17 protein-coding genes are annotated in these 19,871 nt (G+C 74.5%); 7 read left to right on the forward strand and 10 right to left on the reverse strand.

Translation table 11 applies throughout. The annotated features are described in order from the left end of the window. Positions 1-383 precede the first annotated feature (383 nt). The 9 genes from ACFWOG_RS20015 to ACFWOG_RS20055 all read right to left on the reverse strand — a co-directional run bounded on the left by ACFWOG_RS20015 (position 384) and on the right by ACFWOG_RS20055 (position 9,488). Complete coding sequence (locus ACFWOG_RS20015) at positions 384-1,154, reverse strand: hypothetical protein (RefSeq protein ID WP_329951413.1); 771 nt, start codon at positions 1,152-1,154, stop codon at positions 384-386. A 134-nt stretch (positions 1,155-1,288) separates the two neighbouring features. Next, on the reverse strand, positions 1,289-2,074 hold the full coding sequence (locus ACFWOG_RS20020; protein ID WP_329885562.1) for a type III pantothenate kinase: 786 nt from the start codon (positions 2,072-2,074) through the stop codon (positions 1,289-1,291). Positions 2,075-2,218: 144 nt separating this feature from the next. Beyond that, complete coding sequence (nadC, locus tag ACFWOG_RS20025; RefSeq protein ID WP_329885561.1) at positions 2,219-3,190, reverse strand: carboxylating nicotinate-nucleotide diphosphorylase; 972 nt, start codon at positions 3,188-3,190, stop codon at positions 2,219-2,221. Positions 3,191-3,194: 4 nt separating this feature from the next. Continuing rightward, positions 3,195-4,868, reverse strand: a complete 1,674-nt coding sequence (locus ACFWOG_RS20030) for an L-aspartate oxidase (protein WP_380359971.1) — start codon at positions 4,866-4,868, stop codon at positions 3,195-3,197. Positions 4,869-4,884: 16 nt separating this feature from the next. After that, complete coding sequence (gene panD / locus ACFWOG_RS20035) at positions 4,885-5,358, reverse strand: aspartate 1-decarboxylase (RefSeq protein WP_329885559.1); 474 nt, start codon at positions 5,356-5,358, stop codon at positions 4,885-4,887. 103 nt (positions 5,359-5,461) lie between these two features. Next, on the reverse strand, positions 5,462-6,367 hold the full coding sequence (gene panC / locus ACFWOG_RS20040; protein WP_329885558.1) for a pantoate--beta-alanine ligase: 906 nt from the start codon (positions 6,365-6,367) through the stop codon (positions 5,462-5,464). Next, complete coding sequence (locus ACFWOG_RS20045) at positions 6,367-7,332, reverse strand: Rossmann-like and DUF2520 domain-containing protein (protein ID WP_380359974.1); 966 nt, start codon at positions 7,330-7,332, stop codon at positions 6,367-6,369. Before ACFWOG_RS20045 ends, panC begins: the two co-directional genes overlap by 1 nt. A 216-nt stretch (positions 7,333-7,548) precedes the next feature. After that, on the reverse strand, positions 7,549-8,238 hold the full coding sequence (locus ACFWOG_RS20050) for a response regulator transcription factor (RefSeq protein ID WP_329885557.1): 690 nt from the start codon (positions 8,236-8,238) through the stop codon (positions 7,549-7,551). A gap of 53 nt (positions 8,239-8,291) precedes the next feature. Next, entirely contained in the window at positions 8,292-9,488 is a 1,197-nt protein-coding gene (locus tag ACFWOG_RS20055; RefSeq protein ID WP_380359990.1) for a sensor histidine kinase, read from the reverse strand. Between the two features lie 175 nt (positions 9,489-9,663). Between ACFWOG_RS20055 and ACFWOG_RS20060 the strand changes: the two genes are divergently transcribed. Both ACFWOG_RS20060 and ACFWOG_RS20065 read left to right on the forward strand, forming a co-directional pair. Next, positions 9,664-10,722 (forward strand): SAM-dependent methyltransferase, encoded by a 1,059-nt coding sequence (locus ACFWOG_RS20060; RefSeq protein ID WP_380359976.1) that lies wholly within the window; start codon positions 9,664-9,666, stop codon positions 10,720-10,722. Then, the gene (locus tag ACFWOG_RS20065; protein WP_329885554.1) at positions 10,719-11,888 is read left to right on the forward strand and encodes an NADH-quinone oxidoreductase subunit D; all 1,170 of its coding nucleotides are present in this window, start codon (positions 10,719-10,721) and stop codon (positions 11,886-11,888) included. Before ACFWOG_RS20060 ends, ACFWOG_RS20065 begins: the two co-directional genes overlap by 4 nt. A 106-nt stretch (positions 11,889-11,994) precedes the next feature. On the opposite strand, the gene ACFWOG_RS20070 is transcribed toward ACFWOG_RS20065, so the two are convergent. After that, positions 11,995-12,834 carry a hypothetical protein gene (locus ACFWOG_RS20070; protein WP_380359992.1) on the reverse strand — a complete coding sequence of 280 codons (840 nt, stop codon included), beginning with the start codon at positions 12,832-12,834 and terminating at the stop codon, positions 11,995-11,997. 376 nt (positions 12,835-13,210) lie between these two features. Here ACFWOG_RS20070 and ACFWOG_RS20075 point away from each other — a divergent pair, with 376 nt between their 5' ends. The 5 genes from ACFWOG_RS20075 (at position 13,211) to ilvD (ending at position 19,830) form a co-directional block, all read left to right on the forward strand. Then, the gene (locus tag ACFWOG_RS20075; RefSeq protein WP_380359978.1) at positions 13,211-14,122 is read left to right on the forward strand and encodes a glycerophosphodiester phosphodiesterase; all 912 of its coding nucleotides are present in this window, start codon (positions 13,211-13,213) and stop codon (positions 14,120-14,122) included. 122 nt (positions 14,123-14,244) lie between these two features. Further along, positions 14,245-15,207 (forward strand): Ppx/GppA family phosphatase, encoded by a 963-nt coding sequence (locus tag ACFWOG_RS20080; protein ID WP_380359980.1) that lies wholly within the window; start codon positions 14,245-14,247, stop codon positions 15,205-15,207. Positions 15,208-16,133: 926 nt separating this feature from the next. Next, positions 16,134-16,961, forward strand: coding sequence for a sugar phosphate isomerase/epimerase (locus ACFWOG_RS20085; RefSeq protein ID WP_329951437.1), 828 nt, complete (start codon positions 16,134-16,136; stop codon positions 16,959-16,961). Positions 16,962-16,991: 30 nt separating this feature from the next. Continuing rightward, a complete protein-coding gene (locus tag ACFWOG_RS20090) occupies positions 16,992-17,759 on the forward strand; it encodes a methyltransferase domain-containing protein (protein WP_329885550.1) in 768 nt (255 codons plus the stop codon). A 226-nt stretch (positions 17,760-17,985) separates the two neighbouring features. After that, positions 17,986-19,830: a dihydroxy-acid dehydratase gene (gene ilvD, locus ACFWOG_RS20095; RefSeq protein ID WP_380359982.1), complete on the forward strand. Its 1,845-nt coding sequence runs from the start codon at positions 17,986-17,988 to the stop codon at positions 19,828-19,830. Positions 19,831-19,871 lie beyond the last annotated feature (41 nt).

Raw genomic sequence — 19,871 nt, forward strand, 5'->3', positions numbered from 1 at the left:
TTGTGTATCCGCCCCCGGCCCGGGGCCCCCCCCGCTGTGCGTGGGGGGGGGGCGGGGGCGGGGGGCGGGGGCGGCCTGGGGGCCGCCGGCGCGGCCCCCGCCCCCCCCCCCCGCGGCCGCGCCGAGCGCTCGGCGCGTGCGGGTCGAGTTCACGGGGATCCTCTTGGTGGTGTGGGTGTCCCCGAGACCCTATGGACGCCCGTGGCCTCGTCAATCCGGGTGATCGGTCATCAATTCGTACAGGACGGGATCGATCCGGCGGCGCGTCTCGTGAAGGTTATGAAGTCGTGACCGCGAGGTCCTGACGGAATAACGACATTGTCGACACATGGATCGGGGGAGGCCGCCGGAGCGGCCTCCCCCGGTGTCCGGGCGGCGGGCGGTCAGCCGGTGCCGGTCGCGAGTTCCAGGTCCTCCGGCGCGGGCGGCGGCGCGGCGTGGTCCGGGTGGGCCGGGGGCTTGGGACGGCGGCCGAACAGCTCGGCCGGGGTGGGCAGCCGGTGCGGCCGGGGCGCCTGCTGGCCCTGGGGGCTCGGCTGGGGGCCCTTGCGGGCGGCGGCGGGCTGCTCGGCGGCGGGCTCGGTGCTGCTCATCGGGATCCGTCCTCCAACAGGGGTGGGGAGAATGCTCGGGGGTGCGGCGGGGCTCGGTACGGCGACGAGGTGGCGCTGGCCGGTGGTGAGGGCGAGCCGTTCGCGGACGGCGGCCTCCGCCAGCGCGTGGCAGCGCCCGGCCAGCCGCGAGCGGCGGGACCGTTCGTTCTGCCCGCACGGTTGGCGGGTCAGCCCGCGGAGCGCGGTGAGGTCCTCCGGCCCGGGGAGGTACCCGTCGGTCACCGCCTCCTCCAGCCGTTCCAGGTAGCCGCCGGCACTGCCGGGCAGGGCCGCCCGGTAGCGGCCGAGATCGGCGAGGAGGAAGGCGCGCAGTCGGCCGCCCTCCTGGACCGCCTCGTCGATCGCCTCGGTCAGGCGCAGCGCGTCCTGGACGTCCTCCGTCCACAGCTCGGCGCCCGCGCCGGTGAACGGCGACCGGTCGTGGCCCTGGAGGTGGACGGGGACGGAGGGGTGCAGGGCTTGGGCGAGGGCGCGGCGCAGCACGCGGACTTCGTCGGCGCTGAAGGCCATGCCGCCGCGCGATCCGTGTGGCGTAGGCATGGGTTGACACTACGTGAGGAATATCCGATTTGTCGGTAGCGTCGCGCCGATCCCCCACGTTTGGCCCGTGCCCGCCCCCGGAACGGCCCGCGGTGCCCGTGGGCTCCCCGGCGGGGGAGCCAACGGACGCCGGGTCAGGCCGGGCGGTTGCGTTCGAAGACCAGCCGGAGGCCGATGAGGGTGAGCCAGGGCTCGTGGACGTCGATCGAGCCGGCCTCGCCGAGGACGAGCGGGGCCAGGCCGCCGGTGGCGATCACCTGGACGTCGTCCGGGTCCTTGGAGAGCTCGCGCGCCATCCGGTCGACCAGGCCGTCGACCTGGCCGGCGAAGCCGTAGAGGATGCCGGACTGCATGCCCTCGACGGTGTTCTTGCCGATGACGTTGCGCGGCCGGGTCAGCTCGATCTTGCGCAGCAGCGCGCCGCGGTTGCCGAGCGCCTCGACGGAGATCTCGATGCCGGGGGCGATCGCGCCGCCGACGTAGTCGCCGCGGGCGTTGACCGCGTCGAAGGTGGTGGCGGTGCCGAAGTCGACCACGATGCACGGGCCGCCGTAGAGGTGGTTGGCGGCCAGCGCGTTGACGATCCGGTCGGCGCCGACCTCCTTGGGGTTGTCCATCAGGACGTGCACCCCCGTCTTCACCCCCGGCTCCACGATCACCGCGGGGACGTCGCCGTAGTACCGGCGCGTCACCTCGCGGAACTCGTGGAGCACGGAGGGGACGGAGGAGCAGATCGCCAGGCCCTCGACCGTCGCGTCCGCGATCGCGGTGTGCGAGCCCATCAGGCCGTGCAGCAGCACCGCCAGCTCGTCGGCCGTGCGGCGCGGATCGGTGGAGATCCGCCAGGTCTCGACCACTTCCTCGCCGTTGAACAGGCCGAGGGTGGTCTGGGTGTTGCCGACGTCGATGGTGAGCAGCATGGGGTGCTTTCTTCGTCGAGGGTCAGCGGACGGGCGGATCAGGTGCCGAGCAGATCCTGAGCGCTCAGATCCCGAGCGAGCGGATTCCGAGCGGGCGGATCACGAGCGAGCGGATCACGAGCGGGCAGGGCGCGAGCGGGCGGATCAGGCGCGCAGGTCCAGGCCGATGTCCAGGATCGGCGAGGAGTGGGTGAGCGCCCCCACCGCCAGGTAGTCGACACCAGTCTCCGCGACCTCGCGCGCGCCGGCCAGGGTCAGTCCGCCGGACGCCTCCAGCTTCGCCCGGCCGGCCACCAGCGCGACGGCCTCGGTCAGCTGCGGGACGGTGAAGTTGTCCAGCAGGACCAGGTCCGCCCCGGCGTCCAGGACCGGCGGGATCTGCTCCAGGGTGTCGACCTCGACCTCGACCGGCAGGTCGGGGTAGGCGGCCCGGACGGCGCGGAAGGCCTCGGCCACGCCGCCGGCCGCGACCACGTGGTTGTCCTTGACGAGGGCCGCGTCGGAGAGGGCCATCCGGTGGTTGGCACCGCCGCCGCAGCGGACCGCGAACTTCTCCAGCGCCCGCAGGCCCGGGGTGGTCTTGCGGGTGTCGCGGACCACGGCGCCGGTGCCCTCCAGGGCGTCCGACCAGGCCCGGGTGGCGGTCGCGATCCCGGACAGGTGGCAGAGCAGGTTGAGCGCGCTGCGCTCGGCGGTCAGCAGGTCCCGGGTGCGGGAGCGGACCGAGAGCAGCACCTGGCCGGCCTCGACCCGGTCGCCGTCCTGGACGTGCCGCTCGACCTCGAACTCCTCCTCGCAGACCAGCGAGACGACGGCCTCGGCGATCCGCAGACCGGCCACCACACCGGCCTGGCGGGCGGTGAAGTCGGCGGTCGCGACGGCGTCGGCCGGCACGGTGGCCACCGAGGTGACGTCCTCGCCGCCGGCCAGGTCCTCGGCCAGTGCGAGGGTGGCGATGTCCTCGACCTCGACCGGGTCCAGGCCGGCCTCCTCCAGCAGCTCGGCGAGCTGCGGGTCCAGGCCGGTCTCGTAGCCCTCGCCGTCCCCGCAGGCGCAGCCGTCGCCGCAGCCGTCGGCCATCGGGAGTTCCTCGTGCGTGTGGGTCGCGTCGGTCATGGTGTTACTGCTCCTCGGGGGTGCTGACAAGGTCGCCTTCGGCGCTGAGGGTGGTGATCAGGTGGCGTCGCCACCGCGCGTCGTCCCGGTCCGGGAAGTCCTCGCGCCAGTGGCAGCCGCGGGTCTCCGCCCGCTGGGTGGCGGCGGTGGTCAGCGCGCTGGCGACCAGGAGCAGGTTGGCGGCCTCCCAGGTCTCCACCCGGGGGTCGGCCGGCTTCTCCTCGGCGACGTGCGTGAGCGCCTGCTCGGCCAGCCGGGTCAGCCCGGCCGCGGTGGCGGCCATCGACGCGGCCGAGCGCAGCACGCCCGCGCCGCGCGACATCAGCCGCTGGATCTCGGCCCGGGCCTCGGGCGCGGGCAGCGGCACGGTGCGGGCGGCACGGGCCGCGGCCACGTCCACCGACCGCTCGGACAGCTCGCCGGCCGCGTGCCGGGCGGCCAGGTCGGCGGCGATCGCCTCGGCGAAGACCAGGCCCTCCAGCAGCGAGTTGGAGGCCAGCCGGTTGGCGCCGTGCACCCCGGTGCACGCCACCTCGCCGCAGGCGTACAGGCCGGGGACGGTGGTCCGGCCGTGCCCGTCGGTGCGGATGCCGCCGGAGGCGTAGTGCGCGGCCGGGGCGACCGGGATCGGCTCGGTGACCGGGTCGATGCCGTGCGACCGGCAGGACGCCAGGATGGTCGGGAACCGCTGCTCCCACATCTCGGCGCCGAAGTGCCGCCCGTCGAGGTACATGTGGTCGGCGCCGTGGAGCTGCATCTGCCGGGTGATGGCCTTGGCGACGATGTCGCGCGGGGCCAGCTCGGCCAGTTCGTGCTGCCCGACCATGAAGCGGGTGCCGGTCCCGTCGACCAGGTGGGCGCCCTCGCCGCGGACCGCCTCGGAGACCAGCGGCTGCTGGCCCTCGGCGTCCGGGCCGAGCCACAGCACGGTCGGGTGGAACTGGACGAACTCCAGGTCGGTGACCTCGGCGCCGGCCCGCAGGGCGAGTGCGACGCCGTCGCCGGTGGAGACCGCGGGGTTGGTGGTGGCCGAGAAGACCTGGCCCATGCCGCCGGTGGCGAGCACCACCGCGCGGGCCCGGACGGCGCCGACGCCGTCCCGCTGGCCCTCGCCCATCACGTGCAGGGTGAGGCCGGCGGCGTGGCCGTCGGCGTCGGTGAGCAGGTCGAGGACGAGGGCGTGCTCGATCAGCTCGATGCCCGGGTCGGTCCGTACGGCGGTGACCAGGGCGCGCGATATCTCGGCTCCGGTGGCGTCACCGCCCGCGTGGGCGATCCGGCGCCGGTGGTGGCCGCCCTCGCGGGTGAGCAGGATCTCGCCGTCCTCGCCCCGGTCGAACGCGGCGCCGACCGCGATCAGCCGGCGGACCGCGTCCGGGCCCTCGGTGACCAGGGTGCGGACGGTGTCCTCGTCGCAGAGGCCGGCGCCGGCCACCAGGGTGTCGTCCAGGTGCTGCTCGGGGGTGTCCCCCTCGCCGAGGGCGGCGGCTATGCCGCCCTGGGCCCAGCGGGTGGAGCCGTCGTCCAGCATCGCCTTGGTGACCACCAGGGCCCGCAGGCCGGCCTTGCGGACGTTGAGGGCGACGGTGAGCCCGGCCACGCCGGAGCCGACCACCACGACGTCGGTCGTGGTGGTCCAGCCGGGTGCGGGGGCGGCGAGGCGGTGCGTGACGGACATGGCTTCAGTGGCTCCTTCAGCGCGCGGTCGGGGCCGCACTGTTGCCGTCACCGTACGCTCCCCCCACCGCCGTCGGGGCCGCCACCCGGTCACCGCGGACCAGCCCGGTGCCCTCCGCGGCCTCGGCCGGATCGCCGCCCAGACCGGTGACCCGGTTGCGGTCGTCGACGAAGACGACCTTGGGGAGGTAGCCCTTGGCCTCGGCGGTGTCCATCTGCCCGTAGGCGATGAGGATGACCAGGTCACCGGGGTGGACCAGGCGGGCGGCGGCGCCGTTGATGCCGATCACGCCGGAGCCGCGCGGACCGGCGATGGTGTAGGTCTCCAGCCGGGCGCCGTTGTTGATGTCGACGATGTGGACCAGCTCGCCCGGGAGCAGGTCGGCCGCGTCGAGCAGGTCCTCGTCCACCGTGACCGAGCCGACGTAGTGCAGGTCGGCCTGGGTCACGGTGGCCCGGTGGATCTTGGACTTGAGCATGGTGCGGAGCATGTGGTCACGCCTCCTGTGAGTGCATGCCTGAGGGATGTGCAGCTGCCGGACGATTCTGCGCGATGGTCGCCGATCCGCCCAGAGCCGGGGCCGTGCGGGTTCGTCAGCGGCAGATGACGTGGACGTTGTCGATCAGACGGGTCGCGCCCACCGTCGCGGCGACGGCCAGCACCGCCTCGCCCTGGAAGTCGTCCGGCGCCTCGGTGAAGGAGAGCGGGTCGACCAGGGCGAGGTAGTCGAGGGTGATGCCGTCGGCGGCTTCGAGGGCGGCCGAGGCGGCCTCGCGCGCGGCCTTCGGGCCCTGGGCGGCGACGTCCCGCCCGGCGAACAGCGCCCTGGAGAGGGCGAGCGCGTGCGCGCGCTCCTCGGCGGAGAGGAAGCGGTTGCGGGAGGACAGCGCCAGGCCGTCCTCCTCGCGGACGGTCGGCACGCCGACCACCTCGACGTCGAAGTCCAGGTCGGCCACCATCCGGCGGACGATCGCCAGCTGCTGGGCGTCCTTCTCGCCGAAGAAGGCGAAGTCCGGGTCGGTGATGTGCAGCAGCTTGGCGACGACGGTCAGCATCCCGTCGAAGTGGCCGGGCCGGGTGGCGCCCTCGTACCGCTCGCCCATCGGGCCGGCGGCCACCCGGACCTGGGGCTCGCCGTTCGGGTAGACCTCGTCGACGGACGGCGCGAAGACCACGTCGGCGCCGCTCTCCTCGGCCAGCTTCACGTCCTCGTCCAGGGTGCGCGGGTAGCGCTCCAGGTCCTCGCCGGCGCCGAACTGCAGCGGGTTGACGAAGACCGTGACGGCGACCCGGCCGTCCCGGCCGACCTGCCGGCGGGCGGCGCGGATCAGCGCGGCGTGGCCCTCGTGCAGGGCGCCCATGGTCATCACGACCGCGTTGTCCACCGGCTGCTCGTCCGGCCAGAACGCGGCCTCGAAGTCGTCGACGGTGTGCGTGACCACGGCCCGGTGGACCTTGGGGGCGCGCTGGACCTTGCCCGGCTGCTTGCCGCGTGCCATTACTGGTTCTCCTCGTTCAGTACGTCCAGCAGCGATGCCGCCGACGCTTCGTCGATCGTCCCGTGCGCGAGTGCCCGCTGGGCGGTGGCGCGGGCCATCGCCCGGTAGGCGGCCGGGATGTCCGGGGACACCGTACTGAGCTGCGCCAGGTGGCGCCGCACGGTGCCGGTGTCGCCCCGGGCGACCGGGCCGGTGATGGCCGCGTCGCCGGAGCGCAGGGAGTTGTCGAGCGCGGCGCCGAGCAGTGGGCCGAGCATCCGGCCGGGCTCGGCGACGCCGGCCGCGCGCAGCAGTTCGAGCGCCTGCGCGACCAGGGTGACCAGGTGGTTGGCGCCGTGCGCGAGGGCCGTGTGGTAGAGCGGGCGGACGTCCTCCGGCACCCACTCGGGCTCGCCGCCCATCTCGACCACCAGCGCCTCGGCGACCGGGCGCAGCTCCTCGGGGGCGGTCACCCCGAACGGGCAGCCGGCCAGCCGGGCCAGGTCGACCGAGGTGCCGGTGAAGGTCATCGCGGGGTGCAGCGCGAGCGGCAGCGCACCGGCCCGGGTGGCCTGCTCCAGCACGGCCACGCCGTGCGCGCCCGAGGTGTGCACCAGCAGCTGGCCGGGGCGGACGGAGCCGGTCGCGGCGAGGCCGGCCACCAGGTCGGCCAGCGCGTCGTCGGGGACGGTCAGCAGGACGAGGTCGGCGGCGGCCAGCACCTGCGGCGGGGAGACGATCCGCACGCCGGGCAGCAGCGCCTCGGCGCGGCGCCGGGAGGCGGCCGAGACCCCGGACGCGGCGACCACCCGGTGGCCGGCGAGCTGCAGGGCGGCGCCGAGGGCGGGGCCGACCCGGCCGGTGCCGACCACGCCGACGGCCAGGCGGGCGGGCCGGTTGCCGGGGTCGGCCGGGTCGCCGAAGCCGTCGGCGAGGGGTGGGAACGCGGCGAATTCGTCGGGGTAGGCGCTGTCGGACGTGCTCACGGCTCGGCCCTGGTCCTCACTCTCCGTTCCGGTCCTCCTCGGGTACCGGACGTACCGGCCCATTCTACGGGCGCGGGGCGGTCCCGGTCGGGGCGGGTCGGGAGGGTCGCGCCGGGCCGGGCGGGTCGGGGGCGGCCCGGGGCGGTCCGGCGGCCGGTCGCGGGGACGCCCCCGGGGCGGGCCGGGGAGCGGGTCGGGAGCGCGGGGACCGGCGGGTCAGTCCGTGGCGCCGGCCCGGATCAGGCCCGCCTCGTACGCGAGGACGACCGCCTGCACCCGGTCCCGCAGGCCCAGCTTGGCCAGGATCCGGCCGACGTGGGTCTTCACGGTGGCCTCCGAGAGGACCAGCCGGGCGGCGATCTCCCCGTTCGAGAGACCCTGCGCGACGAGCAGGAACACCTCGCGCTCGCGCTCGGTGAGCGGCCCCAGGGTGTCCCGGCCGGGCCCGCTCTGCGGGGTCGGCAGCACCTCGGCGAACCGGTCGATCATGCGGCGGGTGGTGGTCGGGGCGACCACCGCGTCCCCGCCGTGCACCGCGCGGATCGCGGCCACCAGCTCGGTCGGCGGCACGTCCTTGAGCAGGAAGCCGCTGGCGCCGGCCTTGAGGGCGGCGAAGGCGTACTCGTCGAGGTCGAAGGTGGTGAGGATGAGCACGTGGGGGGCGTCGGGCAGCGGGCTGCCGTCCTCCGCCAGGCAGATCCTGCGGGTGGCCTGCACGCCGTCCAGCCTCGGCATCCGGACGTCCATGAGGATCACGTCGACCGAGGTGTGCCGGAGCTTGTCCAGGGCCTGGACGCCGTCCCCGGCCTCGGAGACGATCTCGATGTCGCCCTGCGACTGCAGGATCATCCGGAATCCGGTGCGCAGCAGCTCCTGGTCGTCGACCAGCATCACGCGGATGGTCAAGGTGGCTCCTAGTTCCTCGATGAGGGGCGACGGGGTGGTGACGTCGGGCGGGGTCAGTGGGCCGTCTTGAGCGGCAGGACGGCGCGGATCCGGAACCCGCCGCCGGGGCGGGGCCCGACGTCGAGGCTGCCACTGACCATGCCGACCCGCTCGCGCATGCCGATCAGGCCGTGGCCCTGGCCGTCGGTACCGCCGGAGGCCAGCTGCTCGTCGGTGGAGCCGCGGCCGTCGTCCTCGATCAGGACGGCCAGCTCGCGCTCCCCGAAGTCGACCGCGACCCGGGCGTGCACGTCCGGACCGCCGTGCTTGCGGACGTTGGTCAGCGCCTCCTGGACGATCCGGTAGACGGTCAGCTCCACGCCGCGGGGCAGCTCGCGCGGCGATCCCGAGGTGGCGAAGTCCACCTGGAGGCCGGCCGTGCGGCACTGGTCCAGCAGGTCGGGCAGTTCCTCGACACCCGGCTGCGGCACGTACTCCTCGGCGTTGGTGTCGGAGGTGCGCAGCACGCCGAGCAGCCGGCGCATCTCGACCAGGGCCTGGCGGCCGGTGGAGGCGATCGTCCCCAGCGCCTCCCTGGCCTGCTGCGGGGAGTTCTCCAGCACGTAGGCGGCGCCGTCGGCCTGCACGATCATCACCGAGACGTTGTGCGCGACCACGTCGTGCAGCTCACGGGCGATCCGGGCGCGCTCGGCCGCCACCGCCACCTTGGACTGGGCGTCGCGTTCGCGCTCCAGCCGGGCCGCGCGGTCCTCCAGCTCGACCAGGTAGGCGCGCCGGACCCGGGTGAGCCGGCCCCACGCCCAGCACAGGACGAACGGCGTGGTCATGAGCGCCGAGATGAACAGCGACTCGGGGATCGAGTAGGACTGGTGGTGGGCGTCGCCGAGGTCGTCGACCGTGGTCTTCATCGGGTGCAGCTGCCAGAACACCAGCGGGCCGGCCAGCAGCCCGGCGGTCAGGGCCGTCCGGGACGTCCAGGGCCGCCCGAAGGCGGCGCCGGTGTAGGCGAACACCAGGTAGGCGATGCTGGAGACCGCCGGGTTGACGTCGAGCGCCACCTGGGTCAGGCCGATCGCGGTGGCGGCGGCCACCGTGGCGTTCGGCCAGCGGCGGCGGATCACCATCAGCATCGGCAGGACGAGGGCGATGGCGAAGTGGACGCCGAACCGCCAGCCGTCGTTGCCGCTCCCGTTCTCCGGCAGGATGCCGAGGAAGAGCACCAACGCGGCCCAGGCGGAGTCGACCACCATGGGGTGACGGCGGAGCCAGGCGTTGAGTCGATGCACGACTCAAGCGTAGGCAGTCGCGGAGCGTGTCCAGGTCCGCCGGGAGGGCGATCCCTCCTACTCCCTAGGTCGGAGAGCCCGCAGTGCCGATGCCGTACTGGTCGGGAGGGTACGGACCGGTTGTGTAGCGTCCCGGCGCATGAGCTGGATGCGGTGGGTGACCGCGATGGAACACGCCCTGTACGACCCCGACGGAGGGTTCTACCGCAGGCCGGAGGGCCCCGCCGGGCACTTCCGCACCTCGGTGCACGCCTCGCCGCTGTTCGCCGGGGCGGTGGCCCGGCTGCTCCTGGAGGTCGACGCGGCCCTCGGCCGTCCGGAGGAGCTGGCCTTCGTGGACGTCGGGGCCGGGCGGGGCGAACTGGTCGCCGGGGTCCTCGCCGCGCTGCCGGACACCGGCCCGGACGCGGTCCGTGACCGGCTGCGGCCGTACGCGGTGGAGCTCGCCGACCGTCCGGCCGCCCCTCCGTCCACAGGGCTGTGGACGGAGCGGGCCTGGGCGGACGTCGTCTGGACGGACCGGGTGCCACGCGGCGTCACCGGTCTGCTGTTCGCCAACGAGTGGCTCGACAACGTCCCCCTGGACACCGGCGAGGCCGACGAGGACGGGGTGCTGCGCTACGTCGAGGTGGAGACCGCGACGGGCAGGGAGCGGCTCGGCGACCCGGTCTCCGCGGCGGACGCGGCCTGGGCCGCCCGCTGGTGGCCGGCGGAACGCCCCGGGGACGTGGTGGAGTTCGGCGGCCCCCGGGACGCGGCCTGGGCGCACGCGGTCGCCGGGCTGGACCGCGGGCTGGCCGTCGCCGTCGACTACGCGCACACCGCCGGCCGCCGCCCGCCGCTGACCACCCGCACCGGCTTCCGGGCCGGCCGCGAGGTGCTCCCCGTGCCGGACGGCTCCTGCGACGTCACCGCGCACGTCGCACTGGACGCCGCCGCCGCGCCCGGTCTCCACAGCCTGTGGACGACGCAGCGGGACGCGCTCCGGGCACTCGGCGTCAGCGGGGCCCGGCCCCCGCTCGCCCTGGCCTCCACCGACCCGGTCGCCTACCTCCGGGCGCTCGGCGGCGCGGGCGAGGGCGCCGAGCTGACCGACCCCGGCGGCCTCGGTGCGTTCGGCTGGCTCTCGCAGACCGTCCGCATGCCGGTACCGCGGAGCCTGGGGCCGCTGCCGGGATGGCAGACTCTGACCCCATGAGGGAGACCACGGTCGGCATCGGGGCGGGAGCCGAGAACTTCACGGGCGAGGCGGGCACCACCGACATGGTGCTCAACATCGGCCCGCAGCACCCGGCGACCCACGGCGTGCTGCGCCTGAAGCTGGTGCTGGACGGCGAGCGCATCGTCACCGCCGAGCCGGTCATCGGCTACATGCACCGGGGCGCGGAGAAGCTCTTCGAGGCCCGGGACTACCGGCAGATCATCATGCTGGCCAACCGGCACGACTGGCTCTCCGCCTTCTCCAACGAGCTGGGCGTGGTGCTCGGCGTCGAGCGGATGCTCGGCATGGAGGTGCCCGAGCGCGCGGTCTGGATCCGCACCCTACTCGCCGAGCTCAACCGCGTCCTCAACCACCTGATGTTCCTCGGCTCCTACCCGCTGGAACTCGGCGGCATCACGCCGATCTTCCACGCCTTCACCGGCCGCGAGGACCTCCAGCACGTGCTGGAGGAGGCCTCCGGCGGGCGCATGCACTACATGTTCAACCGGGTCGGCGGGCTCAAGGAGGACCTGCCGGCCGGCTGGCTCGGCCGGGTCCGGACCGCCGTCGCCGTCGTCCGCTCCCAGCTGCCGGTCTTCGAGGACCTGGTGCTGGGCAACGAGATCTTCCGCGCCCGGACCGCCGGCGTCGGCGTGCTCACCCGGGCCCAGGCCCAGGCGTACGGGGTCAGCGGACCGATCGCCCGGGCCAGCGGCCTCGATCTGGACCTGCGCCGCGACGAGCCCTACCTCGCCTACGGCTCCGAGGAGCTGCGGCAGGTCCTGACCGTGGTCACCCGCGAGGAGGGCGACTGCCTGGCCCGCTTCGAGTGCCTGCTGGAGCAGACCGTCAACGCGCTGGCCCTCGCCGACGCCTGCCTCGACAAGCTGGCGCAGCTGCCGCCCGGCCCGGTCAACCTGCGGCTGCCCAAGGTGCTCAAGGCCCCCGAGGGCAGCACCTACGCCTGGACGGAGAACCCGCTCGGCGTCAACGGCTACTACCTCGTCTCGCGCGGCGACAAGACGCCGTGGCGGATGAAGCTGCGCTCGGCCTCGTTCAACAACATCCAGGCGCTGACGGAGCTGCTGCCCGGCACGCTGGTCGCCGACATGGTGGCGATCCTGGGGTCGATGTTCTTCGTGGTCGGGGACATCGACAAGTAACGGTCCCCGCAGGCGAGCACCCGCCCGGGAGCACCCGCCCGGGAGCCCCCGGCGTCGGCCCGCGCGGACGGCCGTCCCGGGGCTGCGGCCGGGGGCTCCCGGGGTGCTACTTCTTCGCCTTCTTCAGCGGGTCGGCCGGGTGCGGGGCCACCTTGCGGTCGCCCTTGGTCGCGATCCGCTGCTCGCAGAGGCCGGCCAGCACCTCGTACGCGGCCTTGCCCATCAGCTCGGTGAGCTCGGGGCGGTAGCTGACGAACACCGGGTCGGACCCCTGGTGCGCCTCCGGGCTGCCGGTGCACCACCAGTGCAGGTCGTGGCCGCCCGGACCCCAGCCGCGCCGGTCGTACTCGCCGATGGTGACCTGGAGGTAGCGGGTGTCGTCCGGGCGGTCGATCCAGTCGTAGGTGCGGCGGACCGGCAGCTGCCAGCAGACGTCCGGCTTGGTCTCCAGCGGTTCGAGGCCCTCCTTGAGCGCCAGGGTGTGCAGCGCGCAGCCGGCGCCGCCGGGGAACCCGGGGCTGTTGAGGAAGAGGCAGGCGCCGTTGATCCGGCGGGTCTGCCGGTCGCCGTCCTCGTCGAACATGGTGATGCCGCCGTCGAGCCTGATCCGGCCCTTGGCGTCGGTGCCGTGCTCGAAGTTCTCCCAGATCTCCGGGGTCAGCCGGGTCGCGTGGCCGGCGACGCGCTTCTCGTCGTCCTTGTCCGAGTAGTGCGCGCCCAGGGTGCAGCAGCCGTCGGACTCGCCGCGGCCCTCGCGGATCCCGTGGCAGCCCTTGCCGAAGATGCACGACCAGCGCGACGTCAGCCAGGTCAGGTCGCAGCGGAAGACCTGCTCCTCGTCGTCCGGGTCGGAGAACTCGACCCAGGCGCGCGGGAAGTCCAGCGCGACCTCGGGGCGGAGCCGGTCGCCGGGCTCGGAGCCGAGGTCGGAGCGGAGGGTCGGCATCGCGAGGTCGACGGTCGTCGGACCGCCGGCCTTGGGCTTGGTCTTCTTCTTGGAGGTCTCTGCTGCTGCCACCCGGCAAGGGTAGAGCCTTCCCGGAGGTCCGGACCGTCTGCGGCCGGGGCGTCCACGGTGGTGTCACCGGCCGGTGACCGGGCGGGTGGATCCCCGGACGCGGTCACCCGGTGATCGTCCGCGCCGACCGGACCGTGCGGTGACCGGGCGGGTGCGGTCGCCCGGGTGGCGGCGGCGCATCGTCACGGTGCGGCATGCTGGCTCCCTGCCGGCCGACCGGCGACCACCGGACCGCGAGCAGTAGAGCAGTAGAGCAGTAGAGCCACGGAGCAGCAGAGCAGCAGAGCAACTGGAGCCCCGAGTCGTGACCGCCCCGCCCCGCCCCGCCAGGACGGCCCTGCGCACCGCCCTCCCCGCCCTCGCGCTGGTCGCCGCCGCCGTCCCCGGTTGCGCCGCCACGGCGGCCCGCACCTCCGAGCCCGCCACCGGCCTGCGGGCCCAGCCGGCCGCCGTCGCCCAGCCGGCCGCCGTCGCCCGGACCGGCTGCGGCGCACCCCTGGTGATCGGTCACCGGGGCGCGCCGCTCGACGCCCCCGAGAACACGATGGCCTCCTTCGAGGCGGCCCTCCGCCAGGGCGCCGACTGGCTGGAGACCGACGTCCGGACCACCCGGGACGGCGTGCCGGTGCTCATGCACGACTCCGCGGTGGACCGCACCACCGACGGCGAGGGCGCGGTCGCGGACCTGACCGCCGCTCAGCTCGCGGGACTGCGGGTGACCACCGGACCCGGCCCGGCCGTGCCGGTGCCGACCCTGGAGGAGCTGCTCCGGCGGCTCTCCGGCGGCGGCGTCACCCTGCTGATGGAGATCAAGTGGCAGCGTGCCGAGGACGTCGAGCGGATCGCCCGGCTGGCGGCCGACAGCGGGGCGCCGGTCCACCTGTACTCGTTCTCCGCCGAGCACCTGCGGCAGGCCCACGCCGTCGCGCCCGAGCTGCCGGTGGTACTGATCCAGGGCGCAGGGCTCGCCGACGACCCGGCGGGCCTCCCGCTGCACGGCATCGCCCTGGACCGCACGCTCGCCACCGCCGACCGGATCGCCGCCGAGCGCCGGAGCGGCCGCGAGGTGTACGTCTGGGTCCTGGACGACGAGGAGGCCTGGCGGTCGGCGGCCGGGCGGGGCGCCGACGGGCTGATCACGGACGCCCCCGGCCGGGCGCGCGCCTGGGCCGACACCCGCTGCCGTACCGGCCACCGGGCGGAACACACCCGCTGATCGGCCCGCGGCCGACCCGTCCCGGCCCGTCCCCCGCACCCTTCCGACCGTACTCGTCGGACCAGCACGAATACCGGCGCAGCCGGTCTCCACAGCCCCCGAATCGCGTAGCGTGGAGCGCTATGCGACTCGGTGTTCTCGACGTAGGTTCCAACACGGTCCACTTCCTCGTGGTGGACGCCCATCCGGGCGCCGCTCCGGTGCCCGCCTACTCCCACAAGGCCGAGCTGAGGCTCGCCGAACTCCTCGACGAGCAGGGCGCGATCAGCGAGCCCGGCGTGGACAAGCTGGTCGGCATGGTCGCCTCCTCGCTGCGGGTCGCCGAGGACAAGGGCGTCGTCGACATACTGCCGTTCGCCACCTCCGCCGTCCGCGAGGCCGTCAACGGCGAGGAGGTGCTGCGCAGGGTCGCCCAGGAGACCGGGGTCGAACTGCGGGTGCTCTCCGGCCAGGACGAGGCCCGGCTCACCTTCCTCGCCGTCCGGCGCTGGTTCGGCTGGTCCTCCGGCCGGCTGCTCAACCTCGACATCGGCGGGGGCTCGCTGGAGATCGCCTGCGGCCTCGACGAGCAGCCGGACGTGGCCTGCTCGCTGCCGCTCGGCGCCGGCCGGCTGACCGCCCGCTGGCTGCCCGGCGACGTCGCCGACCCGGAGGAGCTGCGGGGGCTCAGACGCCACATCCGGGCCGAGATCGCGACCGTGGTCGGCGAGATCTCCCGGCTCGGCACCCCCGACCACGCCGTCGCCACCTCCAAGACCTTCAAGCAGCTCGCCCGGATGACCGGCGCCGCCCCGGCCGACGCGGGCCCGTACACGGACCGTCGGCTCACCCGCAGCAACCTCTCCGCCTGGCTGCCCCGGCTCTCCGCGATGACCGTCACCGAGCGGGCACACATCCCGGGGGTCTCCGAGGGCCGCGCCAAGCAGCTGCTGGCCGGCGCCCTGGTCGCGGACGCCGCGATGGACCTGTTCGGTCTGGACGAACTGGACGTCTGTCCCTGGGCTCTGCGCGAGGGGATCATCCTGCGCCGCCTGGACGCCATGGACGGTTCCGCCGACCGCCGTCGGCCCGCCCTCACCCCCTGACGGGCCGTTCCCGCCCCCGAACTGCCGGTTCCCCCGCCCGGACGGCCCGGCGCGTGGCCGGCCCGCGCGCCCTCCGACCGGCTCCCCGTTCCGGGCGCGGGACGCTTACGCTGTCTCCCGTGGCGCATCCAGCGGGCGAGGACGGTACGCGGGAGGGCCGCGCTCCCGAGGACGGGCAGCCGCGGCCGGACGCCGCGCGCCGGGCCCGCCGCCCGTCCGGCCCGGCTCCGAACGCCGGCGCGGGCCCTGCGGGCACGACCTCGGACACGACTCCGGACCCGGACGCGCCGCGGTCCGCGGACACCGCCGACCCGGACACCGCGCCCGTGCGCTCCCGCAAGCTGGGCAAGGCGGTGAAGGGCGTCCGGGCGGCCAGGGAGGCCGCCGGCGGGGTCGCCGAGAAGGCGGCCCGGAAGGCGTCGAAGGAGTCGGCGGGCCGGACGGCCGGACGCACCGCCCGCCGGACCGCCGAGCCCGCGGCCGGGCCCGGCCCGGAGGCCGCGGAGGCGCCCGCGGCGCGGGCGGCCAAGCTCGGGGCGAAACCCGCGGCCAGGTCGACGACCAGGCAGAAAGCCGGACGGAAGGCCGAACCGACGACCGAACCGACGACCGAACCGGCGGCCGGGGAGGACACCGGGCGGAAAGCCGGGCGGAAGGCCGAACCGACGGCCCGGCGCAGCGCCGGAAGGGCCCGGACGGAGAGGTCCGCGGCCAAGGGCGCCGCGAAGGGCGCCGCGAAGGGCGCCGCGAAGGGCGCCGCGAAGGGCGCCCCCGCCACCGAAGCCGCCGCACCGGCGCAGCCCGCCCGCGGCACCCGCACCGCCCGGGCCGCCGGCGCCGCCAAGGCCGCCGTCCAGTCGGTGAAGTCGGTCAAGGCCGCCCGGCAGGCCGCCGCCCGCCCGCCGCTGCTCCGCACCACCGACCGCCTGGTCCTGCCCGCCCACCCGGCCCTGCACATCCCGGACACCAAGGTCGCCCTCTCCACCGCCTCGGTCTATCCGGCCAACACCGCCATCGCCTTCGAACTGGCCGCGAAGCTCGGCTACGACGGCGTCGAGGTGATGGTCTGGAACGACCCGGTCAGCCAGGACATCGAGGCGCTGCGCCGGCTCTCCGACGTGCACGGCGTGCCGATCCTCGCCGTGCACGCGCCGTGCCTGCTGATCACCCAGCGGGTCTGGACCACCGACCCGTGGACCAAGCTGGTCCGGGCCCGGGCGGCTGCCGAGAAGCTCGGTGCGAGCGCGGTCGTCGTCCACCCGCCGTTCCGCTGGCAGCGGCAGTACGCCCGGGAGTTCGTCGAGGGCATCGACCGGATGGCGGGGGAGACGGACGTCCGGTTCGCCGTCGAGAACATGTACCCGTGGCGGTACCGCGACCGCGAGGTGCTGGCGTACGCGCCCGGCTGGGACGTCACCGACGAGGACTACCGGCACTTCACCATCGACCTGTCGCACGCCGCGACCTCCCGGATCGACGCGCTCGCGATGGTCGAGCGGATGGGCGACCGGCTCGCCCACATCCACCTCGCGGACGGCTCCGGCTCCGGCAAGGACGAGCACCTGATCCCGGGCCGGGGCAAGCAGCCCTGCGCCGAGCTGCTCGAACACCTCGCCCGGACCGGTTTCGACGGTCACGTGGTGCTGGAGGTCAACACCCGGCGGTCCGCGTCGCCCGCCGAACGGGAGGCCGATCTCGCCGAGGCGCTGGCGTTCACCCGCCTGCACCTGGCCACCTCCGCACGCGTACGCTGAGCGTACGAACGGACTTGTGCAGGGGGAGTCATGACGGATCGACAGAAGTTCAGGGAGCTCGCGGAGTCCTTCGGCGGGGTGGCGGCCGAGTACGACCGGGCGCGGCCGTCGTACCCGGACGAGCTGTTCGACGAGCTGGAGCGGCTGTCCGGCCGGAGCCTCAAGGGCGCCCGGGTACTGGACGTCGGGGCCGGCACGGGCATCTCCACCCGGCTGCTGGCCGGGCGCGGCGCGGACGTCGTCGCCGTCGAGCCCAATGACGGCATGGCCGCCCGGTTCCTGGCCGGCAGCCCCGGTCTGCCGCTGGTCAGGGGCACCGGCGACGAACTGCCCTTCCACGACCGCTCGGCGGACTTCGTCACCTACGCGCAGGCCTTCCACTGGACCGACCCCGCACGGTCGGTCCCCGAGGCGATCCGGGTGCTGCGGCCCGGCGGGGCCCTCGCCACCTGGTGGAACGTGAAGGACAGCAGCGTCGGCTGGATCCGCGCGATGGGCGAGCGGCTGGCCGCCGCGCTGCAGAGCTACCACGGCTACGGCGCCGTCAACGAGATCGCCGGTCACCTCGCGCCCCACGACCTGCGGACCGGCTCCGCCCGGCTGCGCTGGGAGCGCCGGGTCACCGTCGACCACGTGATCACCGACCTCACCTCGCGCTCCTACCTCGCCGCCCTCACCCCGGAGCGGCGTGCACCGCTGCTGGCCGTCGAGCGCGAGGCCCTGCTCGGCGAGTTCCCGGACGGCTGGGTCGTCGAGCCGTACGTGCTGGACCTGACGGTGGCGGTCACCCCGGGCTGACCCGGCTGCCCGTGCCCGGCCCACCACCCCCGCTCCGCCCCGCCGCGACCCCACCGCGACCCGGTTCCGCCCACGCCGTCCCCGCTCCGTCCACGCGCCGCCCTGACCGCATCGCGGACGCGCCGTCCGCCGCCCGGACGGCGGGCGTAGGCTCGACGGACACAGTGGCCCCGCACCCTCCATACCGAGCGGGGCCGCGAGTCAGCCTCCGAAGGAGTGGAGCACAGTGCCCGAGCTGAGGTCCCGTACGGTCACCCACGGTCGCAACATGGCAGGCGCCCGGGCGCTTCTCCGGGCGGCCGGCGTAGCCCGCGAGGACTTCGGCAAGCCGATCATCGCGGTCGCCAACTCCTTCACCGAGTTCGTCCCCGGGCACACCCACCTGCAGCCGGTCGGCCGGATCGTCTCCGAGGCGATCAAGCAGGCGGGCGGCATCCCGCGCGAGTTCAACACCATCGCGGTGGACGACGGCATCGCGATGGGCCACGGCGGCATGCTCTACTCGCTGCCCTCCCGCGACCTGATCGCCGACTCGGTCGAGTACATGGTCAACGCGCACTGCGCCGACGCGCTGATCTGCATCTCCAACTGCGACAAGATCACCCCCGGCATGCTGATGGCCGCGCTGCGCCTGAACATCCCGACCGTCTTCGTCTCCGGCGGCCCGATGGAGGCCGGCAAGGCCACCCTGGTCGACGGCACCGTGCGCAAGCTCGACCTGGTCGACGCCATCTCCCAGGCGGTCAACGAGAACGTGTCCGACGAGGACATCGCGATCATCGAGGAGAACGCCTGCCCGACCTGCGGCTCCTGTTCGGGCATGTTCACCGCCAACTCGATGAACTGCCTCACCGAGGCGATCGGCCTCTCGCTGCCCGGCAACGGATCCGTCCTCGCCACCCACACCGCCCGCCGCGCCCTCTACGAGAACGCCGGGCGGACCGTCGTCGAGATCACCAACCGGCACTACGGCCAGGACGACCCCTCCGTCCTGCCGCGCGCCGTCGCGACCCGCGCCGCCTTCGAGAACGCGATGGCCCTCGACATCGCCATGGGCGGTTCGACCAACACCATCCTCCACCTGCTCGCCGCCGCCCAGGAGGCCGAGCTGGACTTCGACCTGCTGGCCATCGACGCCGTCTCCCGCAGGGTGCCCTGCCTCTCCAAGGTCGCGCCCAACGGCTCGTACTACATGGAGGACGTCCACCGGGCCGGCGGCATCCCGGCCATCCTCGGCGAGCTGTACCGGGCGGGGCTGCTCAACGAGGACGTGCACACCGTCCACTCCGACTCGCTCGCCGAGTGGCTCAAGACCTGGGACGTGCGCGGCGGCTCGCCGTCCGCCGAGGCCGTCGAGCTGTGGCACGCCGCGCCCGGCTGCGTCCGCTCCGCCGAGGCCTTCTCGCAGTCCGAGCGCTGGGACAGCCTGGACACCGACGCCGCCGGGGGCTGCATCCGCAGCGTCGAGCACGCCTACTCCGTCGAGGGCGGCCTCGCCGTGCTGTACGGCAACCTCGCCGAGGACGGCTGCATCGTGAAGACCGCGGGCGTCGACGAGTCGATCTGGACCTTCAGCGGCCCGGCCGTGGTCGTCGAGTCCCAGGACGACGCGGTCGAGGCGATCCTCGCCAAGCGGATCAAGGAGGGCGACGTCGTCGTCATCCGCTACGAGGGCCCCAAGGGCGGCCCGGGCATGCAGGAGATGCTCTACCCGACCTCGTTCCTCAAGGGCCGGGGCCTCGGCAAGGCGTGCGCGCTCGTCACCGACGGACGCTTCTCCGGCGGCACCTCCGGCCTGTCGATCGGCCACGCCTCCCCGGAGGCCGCGTCCGGCGGCACGATCGCCCTGGTCGAGAACGGCGACATCATCGCCATCGACATCCCCGGCCGGACGATCTCCCTGGAGGTCTCCCGGGAGGTCCTGGAGGAGCGCCGGGCGGTGCTGGAGGCCGGGGGCGGCTACAAGCCGAAGAACCGGGAGCGCCAGGTCAGCCAGGCCCTGCGCGCGTACGCCGCGATGGCCACCTCCGCCGACAAGGGCGCCGTCCGGGACGTCAGCAAGCTCGGCTGACACCCCCGCGCACCACGAGGAGCCGTCCCACCACGGGGACG

The organism is Kitasatospora sp. NPDC058406 (genome assembly GCF_042722765.1).
GTDB lineage: Bacteria > Actinomycetota > Actinomycetes > Streptomycetales > Streptomycetaceae > Kitasatospora.